The organism is Ruegeria sp. HKCCD7221 (assembly GCF_013031225.1).
In the GTDB taxonomy this organism is placed as follows: domain Bacteria; phylum Pseudomonadota; class Alphaproteobacteria; order Rhodobacterales; family Rhodobacteraceae; genus Ruegeria.
In genome coordinates this window covers 42853-59587 of record NZ_WPZE01000009.1, presented here as the reverse complement: position 1 = coordinate 59587, position 16735 = coordinate 42853, and the positions used below count along the sequence as shown (strand labels likewise).

The following is a 16735-nucleotide window of genomic DNA, read 5'->3' as shown; positions in this document are numbered from 1 at the left end:
CATCAGTGTTCAGGAACTCATCGAAGAGGAATTCGATAGCTCCCATTTCTTTTCGGAGGTCACAGTCAGCCCGCGTTCAATGATCCGGCGCTCGACCGCGATTCCGATTTTGCGGTAGGTGGCGGCAATCTCTTCGTCCCTTCGACACTTGCCATCTTAGGAGTCGCCTTCGAGCATCCAGAGCGGATCAACATCGAATTCCTCAAAGACTTTTGACAGTAGTGAAGCCGTTAAGTCACGCTGGCAACGCTCATAGTATTGGTATGCGCTTCGACTGGTACCTAGGCGCTGCGCCATCTCTTCTTGGGAGAGACTCGCCATGTTTCGCATTGCCGCAAGGCGATATCTGAAATCAGGGATTGTCATTAACAACCTTCTTAACGGCTTCATTGACCACAATAATGGTCATAAGAGTCACATATGACCACAAATCGTGGCAATGCGCTCGATTCACGAAAGGTCGGCGTACTTTTGGGTCGTTCTGAACATAAAATGGATTCTACTGCTTCGATTTGTGAGCGCACTGTTAAGGGCTCGAAGCGTGCAAAAGCTCTTGGGAACTCCGAAAGAACTGACCGAGCGCGTCGGCTTTCCGGTGTCCAACGTGCGTTACCTGATCCGTGAGGACATGCTGGACCACATCTACATGGCCCCTGGGCGACGGAACCCAAAGATTCCTCCCGGTGCATGGGAGCGGTACGTTGACAATTTCACGGTGAAGGCATGCCAAGAAGGGTATACCGGCGCACCTCAAGCGCGACCGCAAGGGTACTTCCGAGGGCAACTGGTACATATACTGGACCGAGGAGGAGCGCAGACGCGAGCACTCGACTGGAACTGGGAATCGCGACCAGGCTGAACTCTACTTCGCAGAGTGGAAGCCAAGGCGCTTCAGGCCGGATCGTGCAGTTGAGCCGCACGAATTTTATGTGGCCGACGCAATTTCGCACTTCCTAGCAAAACGGCTTGATGACGTCACCGATCCGAATTGCCTGGCCAATGCGGCCAAACTGATCATCCGATTTTTCGATGGCTATGTCGTTGGCGATATTAATGATACGCTCAAAAAGGAGTATTGCCAGAAACGACGAAAGGGCCGGGGTGATAAGGCACTCAAGGACGGCACGCTTAGACGAGAACTCAGCCTGTCGCCGACCGCTATCCGTCGTGTCGAAGAAGATCAGTTGATCATGCGTAAGATAGCCGTTCGACTTCCGCCGAAGCCCGAAGGCTGAATCCGGTTCCTGACCTGCGATGAAGCGATAAAGCTGATCCAAGCGTCACGCAGTTTCGACGCCCTTTTGTAAGATAGTGCGCCGATTGAGTCAAAAACCGAACACTTGACCCTGTTTCTCCTGATCGGTTTGCTGACTGGCCAGCGGAAGGAAGCGATCCTGTTTCTGCGTTGTTCTAATGTCGATTTCTACAGCAACATCATCTATTGGAACCCAGTCGGGCGTCGACGGACCAAGAAGGAGTGCCCGAGCTCGAGGCTGCCCGCGCGCCTGAAAAAACACTTGATACCCAGGCGGAGGCGATTTCCGGAAGACGAGTTCATCGTCACCAATAGCGGCAAGTCCCTGCAAAATATCAAGCTTGCGTTTCGAACCTCTGTTGTTGCGGCTGGCCTCGAGACCGGGGGAGACCTGAAAGTCGTGCCGCACACCCTGAGGCACACATGCGCGACCTGGCTCATGCAGCAGGGTGCACCCAAGTGGGACGCCTGCGGCTTTCTGGGCATGACCCTTGAGACTCCTAAAAAGAATTATGGGCACCACAACCCGGACCATCAGCGCGGGGCGGCGGATGCAATCTGACGTCCGGATCATTTCCGCAAATATACCGTCACAAACGTGAACAAAGGAGCAGCCAAATGGCAACACATCATGAAGAATACAAGGGGTTGGGTTCCCGCTCGATCCTTCGGGAGGCAGGGGTCGGAGGTTCGAATCCTCTCACTCCGACCAATAAAATCAATTCCTTGTATTGATTTAGCGCCTTCCCAAAGCATCGAGTTTTCCTAACATGTTAGGAAAACCCTATTCCTTCACCCGTTCATTTTGTCGGTAAGGTTTGCATCTAATAAACGATGCGGTCGGTTTGAACTGGTCAGAGTGCCTACGCAGGCGGCGATTGCGGCCCGTTATATGGGATCGTTTGACCTACAGCTCACTCAACCAATTCGTAGTGCTTGATTAACCTGCTTTCGACCAACTCGGCTTCGGCAGGATCAATATGCGGAGAGCTATAGTCCTCGCCAACAAACTTCTTAAGCGTGGCTAAATCTTTCCAAACCATCACGAAACAGAATTCATTTGGGCTATCGCTGTGCGGAGCACCCGGTAAAACCTGAACAATCCCTGCAGTTTCTTTCATCATCGGAATTGCGGTTTTGTGGAAGAATTTCGCAAATTCGTCTTCCTTACCTTCTTTTACCTGAACTTGAAAAATGCGCATTATCATGCCGTTTCCTCCCTCAGAGACTTACTGGCCTGCATAAATGCCTCACACAGGATCATACCATCAGAGCCTGCGAATGTCCTGACTGCGCTTATGCGTCGCTTCGTCGGCGGGGTTATCTGTGGATTGGACCGTCAAACAAAAGTCTAGCGTCTTGGCCGCACCAAATTGCCAGAACAGCAAGAAATACAAAATCGTGCTATGCTGCCCACTTATGGGGGGCGAACAATGGTTACTTTAGATTTTTCTGAATTTGGAACCGCCGAAAAGGAAGGATGGTCCCGGCCCGACACTGCCGAAAGTTATGCGGCCAGTTTGGAAGGCACCGCAGCCCAAAGCGTCCCGGAACTTTTACGACAAGCGCGGATAGGCCCAGGAAAGCAGGTGCTGGATCTGTGTTGCGGACCGGGCGTTGTCACCGCCGGGCTGCTTGCAGCCGGAGTCCAAGCGACTGGCTTGGATTTCTCGCCCGCAATGTTGCAGTTGGCACGCCAGAATGTGCCAGATGCAGTCTTCGTTGAGGGTGATGCTATGAACCTTCCTTTTGAAGACGCCTGTTTTGACGCCGTAACAATTGGCTTTGGCATTTTGCATGTTCCAGACCCGGTTAGCGTTCTGCAAGAGGTGCACAGGGTTCTACGTAAGGGGGGACGCTTGTCCTTTTCGGTCTGGCATGGCCCAACCATCCCCACAATACTTGGGGATTTGTTTCAAGTGATCGGTCGCTTGGGGGACCCGTCAGTTCAGTTGCCGCCCGGCCCCGGTTTGCACGACTATGCTGACCCCGAGATAGTTGACACCACGCTAACAAAAGCGGGCTTCTCGGATATTTCGCAGAGTTTGGTGCAAAACTATGTTGAAACGCAAAACGCCGACGGCATGGTCACTTTGTTCATGGAGGGCACAGTTCGGGGTGGTTTGCTTTTGCGTTCGCAACCGACCGAAACGCTGGCCGATATTCAGGCGGCTATGAGTGAGCTCATCAAAGCCAAATATGGGTCAAATGGCCCTTGGAAGCTTCCGATGCCGTCTGTGATTTCAGCGGCAACAGCTATCTGATAGACGTTGGCTTGCTGATCATTAGTCTTGGGGCCACCGCACGCAACTCAGCCTGCGCTCCAATGTGATCGCGCAAACCCGAACAACGGCATTGGGAAAGGTGAAAAGCTGGCAGTGCTATTCCCTTGGACTAAGCGAATCGTCAGCCCAAGGGTAAAATTGTTCGAAACGTGCCCTGAAAGAAAAACTCTTTCCGGAAAAGCTATTGGTTGCCCGCCCGGCTGGTGAGTTCTTCCATAACGTTGTCGAGGTTAAAGCTGCCGGGTTTTTGCCTTGGCGGAAATTCCTCGAAACTTTGCAACCATTGTCCGACATAAGCAGCGGCTGGCGCGATGGCGAACATATGTTCAAGGAACCAGCGCTGATAACCCATTGCGTTTTCCTCCTCGGCTCTCTCGAATGGGTCGCTGCGCAAGTTTGAAAGCATTGGTGCACGCAACACTTCAAAGGGCGAAAGCCAGACGTCGAGGCCATGCGCATTTTGTTTGAGGAACGTCACCTTGTATTGGTCGTAGCGAAGGGCCGCGACACTGCCGTCATCGGTCCAATAAATAAACTCGCTGCGAGGCCAATCGTCGGTTTCACCCGAGAAAGAAGGCAGAAGATTGTAGCCGTCCAGATGCGCCTTGTATTGGCGCCCGATGGCTTGAACGCCGCCTGTCAGCAACTTTTCTTTGATATCGGGTTCACCAACGGACGCCATTATCGTTGGCAGCATGTCGGCGTGTGAGGCCACCCCATTGATCTTGGACCCTGGTTCGATGACCCCCAGCCATTTGATGACCGTTGGTACGCGATAGCCGCCTTCCCATTGTGTGTTTTTCTCTCCGCGGAAAGGCGTTGTCCCGCCGTCTGGCCAGGTGAACGTCTCGGCACCGTTGTCGGTAGAATACATCACGACCGTATTTTCAGAGATGCCAAGCTCATCCAGCTTGTCCAAAAGAACACCGACATGCCCGTCATGCTCGACCATGCCGTCAGGATAAACCCCCAGGCCGGTCACGCCTTCGGAGTCCTCCTTGAGATGCGTAAAAAATGTGCATCCGGGTGGAGTTCCACCAAAGAAAAAACGGCTTGTCTTGCTCTACAGCTCTTTCCATGAAATCCAACGCGCTTGCGGTGACTTCTTCGTCAACGGTTTCCATGCGCTTTTTGGTAAGCGGTCCAGTGTCTTCGATTGAACCATCTGCAGTTGACTTAATAACGCCCCGCGGACCAAAGTTTTCCTTGAACGCTTCGCTCTTGGGATAATCCGGGTTTTCGGGTTCTTCCTCGGCGTTTAGGTGATAGAGATTTCCAAAAAACTCATCAAAACCATGGTTTGTGGGAAGGTGTTCGTCACGGTCGCCCAGATGATTTTTGCCAAATTGTCCCGTCATGTAGCCATGGTTCTTCAAAAGCCCGGCGATGGTAGGATCTTCGACAGGCATGCCCTCTGGCGCACCCGGCAGGCCCACTTTTGTCAGACCCGTGCGGATGGGAGATTGCCCTGTGATGAAGGCGGCGCGTCCAGCCGTGCAGGATTGCTCTCCGTACCAATCAGTAAAAAGCGCGCCTTCTTTGGCTATGCGGTCGATATTGGGTGTCTGATACCCCATCATCCCGTGGTTATATGCGCTGATATTCCAAAAACCGATGTCATCCCCCCAAATTATGAGGAAGTTCATCGGAGGCTCATCTTGGGCATGAACCGCTGTAGCGGCTGCAGCAAACAAAGCCGCCGCGATAGTGGACTTAATTTTATACTTCATGTTTTCCTCCCAAAAATACCTGATTCAATTCTCGACAAAACAACACAAATTCAGTTTTTTGATTTAAGGAATTTGTGGCCCAAAAAATCTTCAGTAGACGCGCGACGCTGGCTTGGAAGAAGGTTCAGGCCAGCTTCAACAGCGGGGTCAAAGCATCCACTCAACGGGCAGCCACCTTACGACCGCCGTTAGGGCGCGTTGGAAGCCGCTGGTTTCCGGGTCCTCGGTGTAAACGGTGACCGTCCCGTCTTGTTCTTCTTGCAGCCAGACAATCTCATCGTCTTCATTCAACTCAACGCGATACGAAAAATCGGTGTTAGCCAATTTCTCGGCCAGTGATTCAGCGATCGCCGCGCTTTCGATCATGAGCCCCATTTCAGTGTTCAATCGCGCGGATCTGGGATCGAGGTTGTATGAACCAATAAAGACACGTTTGCCATCCGATCCAAATACCTTTGCATGTAATCCTGATGCCGACCCCGCCAGCATTTCTGGCAGGCTTCGTTCGCGATGTTCCTGCCGCAAAGCCCGAAGCTCCAAAAGTTCTACACCGCTATTCAGCAAATCTTCCCTGTAGCGCATATAGGCCGCATGAACCGGCATGACGTCGGTCGCGTCCAATGAGTTGGTCAAGACACGGACTTTAACCCCAGACCTGGCTAGTCCTTCCAAAACTTCGGCACCGCGTTTGCCGGGAATGAAATATGCTGAAACAAGGTCCAGTGAGGTTTGAGAGTCGTTGGCGAATGCTATCAGTTGCTCGACGATCAGATTTTCACTGTCTGCTTGGCCCAACCCTTTGGCTGGGTCGTCCACGAAAAGGGTAACTTCGCTCCACTCGACCTTCAGATCACGCGCAGCTATCCGGTCCGCAAGTTCATTGTCTTGGATCGCTTTTTGATAGCCTGCACCAACAGCGGTTTTTCGTGCGGCATCCGCCTTGGATTGCAGGCTTTTTCCCGCGGTGGGCTCCAGAAACAAGGCCGCGTCATAGGATGATGAGCTGTTCCAATACGCGTCGAATGACTGCGACACCTCATCGACAATAGGGCCAATGGCGATCGTATCTACATCCAGATAGTGCGTTCCAGCCCCATAATCGAAATAGATGTCACCGATATTGCGGCCTCCGACTATCGTGGCGACCCCATCCACAGTCATTGATTTGTTATGCATCCGACGGTTCAAGCGACTGAAGTCGAATGCATAAGACAGAAGTTTGGGGTTTCTCAGCGTAAAGGGATTAAAAATGCGCACATGCGCGTTGGGCAGAGCATCCAGTTCAGCAAGCAAGCCATCCAACCCCGAGATGCCGTTATCATCGACCAGCAATCTGACCCGCACGCCACGCTCGGCTGCGGCCCTAAGCTCATCAAGAAGCATCAGACCAGTAACATCGTCCTGCCAAATGTAGTACTGAGCGTCGATAGAAGACGTCGCTTGCCTTGCGAATATAGCCCTGGCCGCAAAGGCGGCGCGTCCATTGCCCAAAGGCCGCACCCCGTCAAGGCCGGGGTTTCGTTCGATCGCTTGTTTAATAGTGGCGCCTAAAGGTCCGTCCCAGTCGGGATCTTGTTTGAGAGTTTGCTCAGAATAGTTTTTCTCAGGAAGTGGAAATGCCAGCTTTAGCCCGACCACGGCGATTGTGATCACCACCACTACAGTCAACAAAATCCTGATCAGCCGCATTCAGGGCTCCGTGTTCAGTACATCAGATAGGCCTTGTTCGTTAACATGATCTATCGACGGCTCATTTATCAAGAGTTTAGACTTGGGCGTCGCGCGATCGAACTCAGACTCCGTGCGACGAACCGGGTATCTGGGCAGTCAAATCGCGGGAATGGTTTTCCCTCAGCGCCAAATTCTAAATGTTGATATTATCCATCAGTCGGCGCGTTCTCTCGGAAAAACTCCCAAGCGTCGACTTCTTCACCTGATGGAAGAATACAAATCCCGGTCTTTCCACCATCAGCACCATCGCGGATTTCATAGGTCCCGCCGCTTTCTTCACAGAACACAGCCGATGGGTTCGGGACTTTCACAAGGTCGTTGTTTGGCTTCATGCTGGCCTCCTTTACAATCGGGTACTTTTGGCCTTCGAAAACCGTTCCCCATATTCCGATCTTGGACAAGTCTGCAGTCTGGACCTCATACGGGTTTTGTTCAAGCACAACAAAATCTGCCTTCTTGCCCGCGCGGATCGAACCGATCTCGTCCTCCATTCGCATGAACCACGCGGCATCAATGGTGATTGCGCGCAGGGCCTGATCTATGTCCAGTTGTTCTGACCCGGCATTGTTATTGCCGTTGATCGACACGCGTTCCATCGCATTTTGTGCCAGCGTTAGCGGGCTGAGAGGTGCCATTGGACTGTCGGAATGCAACCCGATTATCAACCCCTCGTCCGCAGCGCTGCCCAAGGGCACCATAAAGCGTGCCACATCTGCCCCCAACCACACATCCGCGTACACGTCAGCAAGGATGTATTGGTAGTAAGGGTTGGCCGACACCACCATACCCAGCGCCTTCATTTGCCGCATCTGGTCCCGCGTGGCATAGGCAAAATGTTCAAGCGTCGTGCGGTGGTCAAAGCGCGGTTTTTCCTCTTGCAGGTCGCGTACGATCTCAATCAGTAGGCTTGCGGACCCGTCGCCGTTGGTGTGGGCGTGCAACTGGAACGCTTCGTTCCAAAAGAACCGGGCCCATTCCAAAATATCCTCAGGCTCGTTCATCCACTGGCCTTGATGCCCGTCCTTGTAGCCTGGGAACCCGTATTGCGAGAGGCCGCTGTAGATCGCACCATCCATCATCAGCTTGAAGTGGTTGTCGAACTTGACCCTGTCGGTGTTTCCCTTCTCCCACTCGCGAATTTCGGCCAGAGCCTCTTGGGGCGATTTCCCACGCGCCGTGAAATCCGTGATGATCGGCGTCAGGACGACACGCACCGGGGCTCCGGTTTGCTCGGACACTTTCCGGATCAGGTTTGTTTCTCCGACCGGATCACCGAACAGGCCGATGCCCATATCCATCACGCTTGTGACGCCAGCCTGATGGACGATCTCAAAAAAGGTCTCCATGCCTTGCGAGTAGCGGGATTCTTCCAGAATGAAGGGCATCTTCGGGAAAATTCCGACCAGCCCGTTCTCCCACCAGTGGCCGCGTTCCCAGTCGGACTCTTCGGGGAAGATCTGCGCATCTTCTTCCGTCAGCCCAAGCAACTCGATGGCCGCGTCGTTTAAGAAATGCTCATGGAACGAGCGATGCCACAAGATCACTGGCGTGTCGGGGAACAGATCGGTCAGGTCATCGCGATAAAGCTCGCCATGCCAGAGTGGATGATAGCCCCAAGTGATGAAGGGGATTTCAGTGTCCCCTGATTTCTCATATTCAGCCACCAGTTCCTTCAGGCGCTCAACATAGCCTTCCGGTGTGGTTTCGCCGGGGAACTCTTCAGTCGGTAAAGTCCAGTCATCCGGAGCAATGTAAGGGTACTGTGTCAAAATCGCAGGCAGCGACGGATGAACATGGGGGTCGATCAGGCCCGGCATAAGGATCTTGTCGGCGAAGGTGGTGTCGATAACCGCCCCGGCCTTTACATAGTCGACCAAAGTTTCAAGCGTGCCGACCGACACGATACGACCATCTGACACAGCCACAGCCTTGGCTTCAGGAAGCGGCTTTTCCATCGTGATGATTTTATCTGCGGTATAGATTGTGATGTCGCCATCAGCCGCATGCACCGGTAACGACAGGCCCGTCACCGAAATTCCCATTGCGATTGCTACCTTGGTCAGGGTTTTGATCATCGCCGTCCCTCCAGTTCAAAAAAAATTAAAGCATTCAAATCTTTGATGTGGATTTTGCCGCAACTACCTTAAGTTGCAAAATGAATTCTTAGGCGATCACAAGGACTGAGTCTTCAACATTGTGCCAGGGCTGCCAGAACATCAGGAGTATGGCGATATCTCCGCTGCTGTGATCTCGTAGCCAACTTTAGCCAGATGGGTCTCGGATTGGTTGGTTGAGAACACTCCGAGCGCCCAAACGGGTTCAAACAGCGTATCTGTTTCATAGGGCGTTTCGGGCGAAAGAAGAACCAATTGGTTTGGGGGCGGCGGTGGCACATGAATGCATGCCCCGACATATGGCACAAGAAGCGCAGACAAAACTTTGTTTTCTTCAAATTTCAAAGGTACGAGATATCCGGGCAGGCGAACCCGCAGGCCGTTGTATTGAGTGGTCAGTTGCGCGCCCTTTTCGGCGTCAACGGGTTCTGACAATTCACCATGTTGAACAATGCCGCCATTTCGAAGGCGCTGAACGACCGTAGTCTCGGCACCCGGTGCAAGATCTTTCCAGCCTAGTTGTGTGGGTTCAGCGTCCAGTGCAAGCACGCCAGCAGGGCTCAGCACGCTTCCGGCACTTAGGGCCGTCGCAATCAAAAAATCTCTTCGGGTTTGGGTCATGGTTGAATCTCATCCCCCTTTGCCACGATTTCAGATCAATGCTTTTCGTAAACCAAAAATGGCGTCTTCTCGGCGACCTGATCATAGAGCATTCGTCCCTTATAGTTGAACTCCTGCGTCATCCAGTATGTAGTCGTGACGCCGTTCTCGGCGGCTTTGCTGTGAACTGCGTCGATCAAGGCGCGACCGATGCCAGTCCCCCGTGTGTGCGGGTCGACAAAAAGATCCATCAGGTAGCAGGTATTTTCCACGCTCCACATGGATCGGTGGAACAAATAGTGGGCCAGGCCCACAGGCTTACCCTGGACCTCAGCCAACAAACCCTGAAACTCACCGGGATTGCCCGACATCATCCGGGAAAATGAGGTGCGATAAATCTCGTCGCCCAGCGAAGTTTCATAAAATGCAAGGTACTGGCGCCAGAGTTGACACCAGACCTCGTAATCCGCCTCGGCGATGGGACGTATGGTCGTGGTTTCTTGCATGTGCTCATTCAGTTGAAAGCCGGAAGGCCCTTGAGTTTCTTGGGTGAGTGATCGTGGTAATGAGCCTTGTTGCGTGCATGGCGCAGTGCGGCTTCAAGTATTTGATCGTCGTTTTCCAGTTCGATACCTGCCCTGTCATCAGGGTCGCTTTCTATCGGTACCGGTTGTACCCGGCCTTGCAGGACCGTGCCCCAAACGCCAATCTCTTGCAGTTTCATGGGGTCGACTGTCAAAGGATTGTCTTCAAGGATCGTGAAATTCGCGAGCTTGCCGGTTTCGATCGAACCGATCTCATCTTCCAATCGCAATGAATATGCCGCCCCGATCGTTATACCTTTGAGCGCGTCTTCCGCGCTGATCCTCTGGTCCGGTCCCGGCACCCAGCCACTTGTTGCCACGCGGTTCACGGCGGCCCACATGAATTTAAGCGGAACAGCAGGCGCCATCGGCATATCGGAATGCAATGATATGGAAATACCTGCATTCACGGCATCGGCCAAAGGCACCATGCGTTCCGTCCGTTCGCGTCCGACGCCTTCAGCTGCATATTTGTCAGCCAAAGTCGGCGTATAAACTGCATTCGCACTCACAAGCGCCCCAAGATCCTTGATGCGGACGATCTGGTCCGGTTGGGCATACCCAAAATGCACCATCACTGTCCGATGGTCGTCGCGCGGGTTGCGCTGCATAGCGGCGTCCAACGTGTCGAGAACGATATCCAGGCCCCCGTCGCCCAAGTTATGAATATGGATCTGATATCCGGCGTCCCAATACACATCAAACACGTCCTCGAAGAACTCGGGCGTCATGATCCACTGGCCTTTGTGACCATCCGTGTATCCGTCGCGCATGATCATCAACTGGCTGTAAATGGCACCGTCCAGAAGTAACTTGATCTGCTTGGGCAGGAATTGGGTTCTGCCCTCGCTCCAACCCAGCATGGCTTCGGTTTCGGCCAGCATACGCTCGGGGCCCTCGGACTCGAGGAACATCCCGCCCAGTGTGCGTCCGTCAGGGACAAAGTAGAAGTTGAACGGAGTGTCATCCGGCCCGAACGCTTTTGCCACCAAGGCTTGCGCGTTTTGATCTACGGGGCCAGCGGGCTCGGCCAGGGTCGTGATGCCGTTGCTGTGGTAATAATCCTGCGTGTATTCCAGTGCGTCCATTACCCGGTCGATTGATGCAAAAGCGGGCGCAAACTTCTCAAAGAAGACGTGTTCCCAGAAGGCGGCCTCCAGAAAATGTCCATTCTCAATATCAGCCTGCGATATAGCCAGCTGACTTGGCCAGCTTTGAATATAGTCGTCGGTAATGTCCAACTGCTCGAGCGCCAGTGTGTTGAAGTACATCTCGTGGGTGGAGCGTTGCCAAACAGCAACCGGAACATCTGGCACCAGCTCGTCAAGGATCGCGCGGCTCATGTCGCCGTGCCAGGTTGAGTGATACCCCCAAACCATCATCGGGCGACCCAGACTGGTATCAAAGCCTTCGACTGCTTCAACCAGTCGGCTCCTGAATGCCTCCTGATCAATAGCAAGGGGTGCAAAACCGTTCGGGGTTTCCCAGTCTTCGATTGAGATAATGGCATCAGACATCATCACCAACGCCCCAAGCAGCGGGTGGAGATGTTGTTCGATAAAGCCTGGGACAATCACCTTATCCTCGAATCCACGATCAATTGCATAGCTACGTTTGGGAAGGCGCTGCTCGATATCAGCCAAGGCCCCCACATCCACTATACGGCCATCTTTGACAGCCACCGCTTCTGCCACGGGCACGTCCGGGTTCATCGTGACGATCTCTTTCCCGACGTAAACGGTGGTTGCCGGGAATTCTGGAAATTGCTGGTAAGCGTCTTGCAGCGCAGAGGATTGTGCAAGGGCGTCAATTGGTAGAAGGGTGAGTGACAGTACGGAAAACAGTTTTGAAAAATTCATGGCATTACCTCGTTCAAGAGAAAACACTGGGTCGATCTTCCACCCGCGCGGTGATTCAATCAACTAAATTCTTCTTCGGTTTTCAGGACTTATTCGTCATCATGTGCCCTTGTAACCTCCTGAGTGGTCGACGCTGCGTCCGGCTGCCAAGGTATCGTTGTTTGCGATATGCACGATTAAGGTTAGGGCGGTTTCGCGAAAGGGTTAAGGATGATCAAACGCATTTGGCACGGTTACACGACGCACGAAAATGCTGATACTTATCAGGCCCTGCTGCACGACACGGTGTTTCCCGGCATCGAGGCCAAGAACATCCCGGGCTATCGCAAAATCGAGCTTTTGCGCCGGGATCTTGGGCAAGAGGTCGAATTTATTACCATCATGACCTTCGACAGCCTGCAAAACGTCATTGATTTTCAGGGCGAGGATTATGAGCGTTGCTATGTTCCGGTTGAGGCGCAAAAGGTCCTCAGCCGCTGGGATTTGACCAGCGCGCATTATGAGGAAATTGAGCACCGTGATTACTGAAACACGTTGGTCGCAAGATCTTGCCTAATTTTCATAGGTTTCGTTTTGAGACCCGTGTGGCTGAAGCTATTGTATGCCAAATACGCAATAGTTGGCAGTTTCCAACACTCGCTCGAAGTCTTTGTATTTTAAGAAGGATGAAACATTTGCAATTCCTGAAATTTATTGGATTGGCATTAATTTCGGCATTCATTGGAACAGGCGCTGCGCAGGCGCAGTCAGAAGCTGAAGATCTGGCCAAGCAGTTGGCGAACCCTGTCGCGGCACTAATCAGTGTTCCGTTCCAAATGAATTATGATGAGAACATCGGGCCAGATGATGACGGGTCCCGCTGGACCCTGAATTTTCAACCCGTCATTCCCTTTGATTTGACTGAAGATTTGAATTTGATCTCTCGAACGATCTTGCCGGTTGTCTCCACCGATGGCATCCCAACTGGCGCAGGAAGCGAATTTGGATTGGGTGATACGGTCCAAAGTTTCTTTATTTCCCCAAAACGACCAACTGCTGGGGGATGGATATGGGGGGCTGGCCCGGTATTTTTGCTGCCAACATCCACGGATGACACATTGGGTCTTGGGGAATGGGGCGCAGGCCTAACGGCAGTAGCCCTCAAGCAACAGGGCCCATGGACATACGGAGGGTTGACCAATCACATCTGGGACATCAGCGGCGACACTGACGTCAACCAGACGTTCTTACAGCCCTTCCTGTCTTACACGACACCAAATGCATGGACATTCACGCTTAACAGCGAGTCCACCTATGACTGGGAAGCTGAGCAATGGTCGGTTCCGCTTAACGCGGTTGCAACGAAAGTAACCAAAGTTGGTGATCAACTCATAAGCGTCGGTGGCGGTGTTCGTTATTGGGCAGATAGCACGGATGCAGGGCCTGAAGGTTGGGGCGCACGTCTGATCCTGACCTTGCTGTTCCCGCGATAGTAGTCTGACACGGTCAGCCGAAAATATAACCGATACCTCGGACAGTACGAATAACCTCGGGTTTGGAGGGGTTCCTTTCAATCTTTCGGCGCAGGCGGGATATGCGCAGGTCGATTGAGCGGTCGAAAGGTTCCCAACCGCGGTCGTGAGCCCGCTCCAAAAGCTGGTCCCGGTTCAGAACACGGCCCCGGTTCTCGGCAAAAACCCGAAGCAAGTTGAATTCCATCGCAGTCACCGGAATTTCCTGCCCCTCGGTGTCGAAGAGACGCGCCGCGTCCAGATCCAGGCAGCAGCTTCCGAATGGCACTTTGGCCGCAAGACAGGATTGGTTGGCAGGAGGGGCCGGTTCGCCACCACGCCCTGCTGCGGGCCAGCGCCGAATGGCCGCTTTGATCCGCGCCTCCAACTCGCGCAAGTCAACGGGTTTACCAAGATAGTCATCCGCACCCATCTCAAGCCCAACGACCCGGTCGATGACGTCAGCCGCAGCGGTCAACATGATGACCGGAACTTCTGTTTCCTGCCGCAGTCGTTGCAATGCAGCTAAACCATTCTGGCCTGGCATGTTGATGTCCAAAACAATCAGATCCGGTGCAGTGCCGTCGCTGATACAGTCAAACAGCGCGTCTGCATTCTCGGCCTCACGGACGTCAAAGCCGCGTTCGGCTAGGTATTCCGCGACCATTTCCCGAAGATGCGGTTCGTCATCGCAGATGATGATGTTTCCATTACTCATGACCGGGGCCCGCCTGCCTCATGCGAACTGAAAATCTGGTCGACCAGTCTTAACAGGTCCTGAGGCGCAATTGGCTTTTCCATGTATCTGCAATTGTTGGATTTTAGAAACTCTATCGTCTTACGGCTCATTGCGTTACCTGTCACGAAACCAAAGCGGTTCAAGCACTCGGGCTTTTGCTGTGCAATCAACTTCAACAATTCCGTTCCATCCAGACCCGGCATTGTCATGTCGCTGAGTATGACATCGTATTCGTCCCGCTCCAGCAGGTTCAACGCGTCCCGGGAATCGTTGCAAGTTGTCACTTCGTATCCAGCGTCCTCGAGAATATCGGAAATCAACTCGGTTACATCTTGCTCGTCGTCGATGCTGAGCACCTTCAGCCTCGAGGTGTTCGAGGTTGGCGCTTCTTCCGCGTTCGGAGCGGCCTGATCAGGTGATGCTGGTTTCAGGCAAATGCGAAATTTTGCACCCTCACCAGGTGCTGTTTCAACGGTCAACCTGCCGCCATGACTGGTCACGATGCGATGGCAAAAGGCCAGTCCAACCCCCGTCCCTTCGCCCGCCACCTTGGTCGTGAAGAACGGCTCGAAAATCCGGGACTGGATGGCGGGGTCAATTCCATGTCCGTTGTCGTCGACTTCGATGAAAACATGACCGGACTTCGGTTCCGTCCCGCTGCGCAGTGTGACGCGGCCCTGTTCGCCCAAGCTCGCGACAGCATGTTCCGCGTTGACCACAAGATTGGTCAAAACCTGAACAATCTGATCGGGGTCTGCATCAACACATGGCGCATTTGGGTCCAGCTCGACCCGCACATCTGCGCCCGAACTCTTCAAACCGTACCCCGAAATCTCGAGCGCAGCTTCGACAAGAGTTCCGACATCGCATTGCACAATTTCCATCGGACGTTGGCGGGCCATGGCCAAGAACGCCCGCACGATCCTTGTGCAGCGTTCAGCGGCTTGACCAATACGTTCCACCCGGCGCTTCAGAACAGGATCATCAACCTTGTCCTGCAACATCAGCGCATAGCCGACGACGATGGACAGAGGGTTGTTCAACTCGTGCGCCACACCCGCAAGCAACGATCCCAACGCTGACAATTTCTCGTTCTGATGGGCAATTTCGCGCTGCTTTTCCAGTTCGTCCTGCATCTGCAGGTAATCGGTCATGTCCCGCGTTGATGATACGATGACGTTCTCACCCTTGAAGTCGATCACCCGGGCCGATGTCAGCCCCTGCATGACGCTGCCATCCTGCTTAAGGAAGCGGACGGGGTAATTGTCCAACTGCCCTGTGGGTAACAGCGCATCCAGATAGGCCTGTCGATCCTCGGGGTTCAGAAAGAACCCCAGCGTGGTATCCAACTGACCAAATCGTTCCCGCGAGGCCGGAGGGCAATAGAGGATTCTGCCGTCATCCACACGCGAGACCAGAAAAGGCGTGGGCGAGGCATCAACAATCGTGCGCACCAGCAGGTCGGCTTCGCGCTGCGCCTGCTCGATCTGATCCCGTCCGCTCTGGTCCGAGAGGGTCAGCAACAATTCGCCCGCATCGCTTTTCCTGCCAGAGAAGGTGACTGGACAACCATCGCGCGTGTCCAGCCTGGTTTCTGCAGCCGTTTGCGCGCTCAACCGGATCAGGGCGTCCTTGCTGTCCGAATGGGGTGCAAAATGTCCCCTTGCCGCAACAGCACGCGCAAAATCCTCGAACCGAATGCCCGGTTGCGCGTCTCGCTCGGCAAGACCAACAAAACTCGAGAATGCGGGATTGCAGACGATCAGGCAGCCATCCCGATCCCACAGGCTGATGCCATCCCTCAACGGGTGAATTGCGCTGTGCAGCAAGTCGCGTGCAGTGTCCGTGTCAACCTGTCGCGCAGCGGCGTCTTCCCTACCTCCCAGCGGCGCAAGCACATACCCGCGGTCATTGCCGCACTCAAAGCTGGAAACGACCACCACTTGATTGCCTTGCAGTTCCATCGTGACGCTGGCGTTTCCACCAAGCAACAGGCTCGCGGCCGTTCTCGCAGAACAGACCGTTTCTTCGGCGGTCAACTTCAATGCGTTGGACAAAATCTCATCAAGAAAAGCGCGTTCTGACAAACCTTCAGGTGCAGGCAGCCCAGCCGGGATGACACCGTTCCATTCCACGCACAAACCAGCCCTGTCGAAACGGAAAAAACTGACGGTTGCGTCAGATTTTTGGGGCTGGGACTTGGTGGCGCGTGAATGCATCTGGTTTCTCTTCAAATAGTGAACTTTCTATGTGACCGCAGGACGTGTCTGTCTGACGTCACCACATAAATCCGTTTGTATCAATTGTATCTGCGCCAAATGCATGCTTTGGCGGACGCACACAAAAAA

General features: G+C 53.6%; 17 protein-coding genes. 6 read left to right on the top strand and 11 right to left on the bottom strand.

The genetic code is table 11. The features are described 5' to 3' along the window. Positions 1-156 precede the first annotated feature (156 nt). Entirely contained in the window at positions 157-366 is a 210-nt protein-coding gene (locus GOX73_RS21080; RefSeq protein ID WP_171126762.1) for a helix-turn-helix transcriptional regulator, read from the bottom strand. Positions 367-541: 175 nt separating this feature from the next. Between GOX73_RS21080 and GOX73_RS17695 the strand changes: the two genes are divergently transcribed. The 3 genes from GOX73_RS17695 to GOX73_RS17685 all read left to right on the top strand — a co-directional run bounded on the left by GOX73_RS17695 (position 542) and on the right by GOX73_RS17685 (position 1817). Next, the gene (locus GOX73_RS17695) at positions 542-859 is read left to right on the top strand and encodes a hypothetical protein (RefSeq protein WP_171135045.1); all 318 of its coding nucleotides are present in this window, start codon (positions 542-544) and stop codon (positions 857-859) included. A 70-nt stretch (positions 860-929) separates the two neighbouring features. Further along, positions 930-1235 carry a hypothetical protein gene (locus GOX73_RS17690; protein ID WP_171135044.1) on the top strand — a complete coding sequence of 102 codons (306 nt, stop codon included), beginning with the start codon at positions 930-932 and terminating at the stop codon, positions 1233-1235. A gap of 105 nt (positions 1236-1340) precedes the next feature. Then, positions 1341-1817: a tyrosine-type recombinase/integrase gene (locus tag GOX73_RS17685; RefSeq protein ID WP_171126760.1), complete on the top strand. Its 477-nt coding sequence runs from the start codon at positions 1341-1343 to the stop codon at positions 1815-1817. A 352-nt stretch (positions 1818-2169) separates the two neighbouring features. Here GOX73_RS17685 and GOX73_RS17680 read toward each other — a convergent pair whose 3' ends face one another. Continuing rightward, entirely contained in the window at positions 2170-2463 is a 294-nt protein-coding gene (locus GOX73_RS17680) for a putative quinol monooxygenase (RefSeq protein WP_171126759.1), read from the bottom strand. A 225-nt stretch (positions 2464-2688) separates the two neighbouring features. On the opposite strand from GOX73_RS17680, the gene GOX73_RS17675 reads away from it, so the two are divergent. Next, positions 2689-3519: a class I SAM-dependent methyltransferase gene (locus GOX73_RS17675; RefSeq protein ID WP_254429242.1), complete on the top strand. Its 831-nt coding sequence runs from the start codon at positions 2689-2691 to the stop codon at positions 3517-3519. A gap of 202 nt (positions 3520-3721) precedes the next feature. Here GOX73_RS17675 and GOX73_RS21075 read toward each other — a convergent pair whose 3' ends face one another. The 7 genes from GOX73_RS21075 to GOX73_RS17640 all read right to left on the bottom strand — a co-directional run bounded on the left by GOX73_RS21075 (position 3722) and on the right by GOX73_RS17640 (position 12158). Further along, a complete protein-coding gene (locus tag GOX73_RS21075; RefSeq protein WP_371808663.1) occupies positions 3722-4492 on the bottom strand; it encodes a sulfatase-like hydrolase/transferase in 771 nt (256 codons plus the stop codon). Positions 4493-4496: 4 nt separating this feature from the next. Then, complete coding sequence (locus tag GOX73_RS21070; protein WP_371808662.1) at positions 4497-5270, bottom strand: sulfatase-like hydrolase/transferase; 774 nt, start codon at positions 5268-5270, stop codon at positions 4497-4499. A gap of 147 nt (positions 5271-5417) precedes the next feature. After that, complete coding sequence (locus tag GOX73_RS17665; protein ID WP_171126757.1) at positions 5418-6959, bottom strand: phospholipase D family protein; 1542 nt, start codon at positions 6957-6959, stop codon at positions 5418-5420. Between the two features lie 188 nt (positions 6960-7147). After that, entirely contained in the window at positions 7148-9076 is a 1929-nt protein-coding gene (locus GOX73_RS17655; RefSeq protein WP_217351019.1) for an amidohydrolase family protein, read from the bottom strand. Positions 9077-9217: 141 nt separating this feature from the next. Further along, entirely contained in the window at positions 9218-9736 is a 519-nt protein-coding gene (locus tag GOX73_RS17650) for a DUF3299 domain-containing protein (protein WP_171126756.1), read from the bottom strand. 35 nt (positions 9737-9771) lie between these two features. Beyond that, positions 9772-10221, bottom strand: a complete 450-nt coding sequence (locus GOX73_RS17645) for a GNAT family N-acetyltransferase (protein ID WP_171126755.1) — start codon at positions 10219-10221, stop codon at positions 9772-9774. An 8-nt stretch (positions 10222-10229) separates the two neighbouring features. Next, positions 10230-12158 (bottom strand): amidohydrolase, encoded by a 1929-nt coding sequence (locus tag GOX73_RS17640; protein ID WP_171135043.1) that lies wholly within the window; start codon positions 12156-12158, stop codon positions 10230-10232. 210 nt (positions 12159-12368) lie between these two features. On the opposite strand from GOX73_RS17640, the gene GOX73_RS17635 reads away from it, so the two are divergent. Both GOX73_RS17635 and GOX73_RS20825 read left to right on the top strand, forming a co-directional pair. Next, positions 12369-12686: an antibiotic biosynthesis monooxygenase gene (locus GOX73_RS17635; protein ID WP_171126753.1), complete on the top strand. Its 318-nt coding sequence runs from the start codon at positions 12369-12371 to the stop codon at positions 12684-12686. A 56-nt stretch (positions 12687-12742) separates the two neighbouring features. Beyond that, a complete protein-coding gene (locus GOX73_RS20825) occupies positions 12743-13630 on the top strand; it encodes a transporter (protein ID WP_371808661.1) in 888 nt (295 codons plus the stop codon). A 13-nt stretch (positions 13631-13643) separates the two neighbouring features. On the opposite strand, the gene GOX73_RS17625 is transcribed toward GOX73_RS20825, so the two are convergent. Beyond that, positions 13644-14366, bottom strand: coding sequence for a response regulator (locus GOX73_RS17625; protein ID WP_171125623.1), 723 nt, complete (start codon positions 14364-14366; stop codon positions 13644-13646). Next, positions 14363-16606 carry an ATP-binding protein gene (locus tag GOX73_RS17620; RefSeq protein ID WP_171135042.1) on the bottom strand — a complete coding sequence of 748 codons (2244 nt, stop codon included), beginning with the start codon at positions 16604-16606 and terminating at the stop codon, positions 14363-14365. Before GOX73_RS17620 ends, GOX73_RS17625 begins: the two co-directional genes overlap by 4 nt. Positions 16607-16735: the final 129 nt, after the last annotated feature.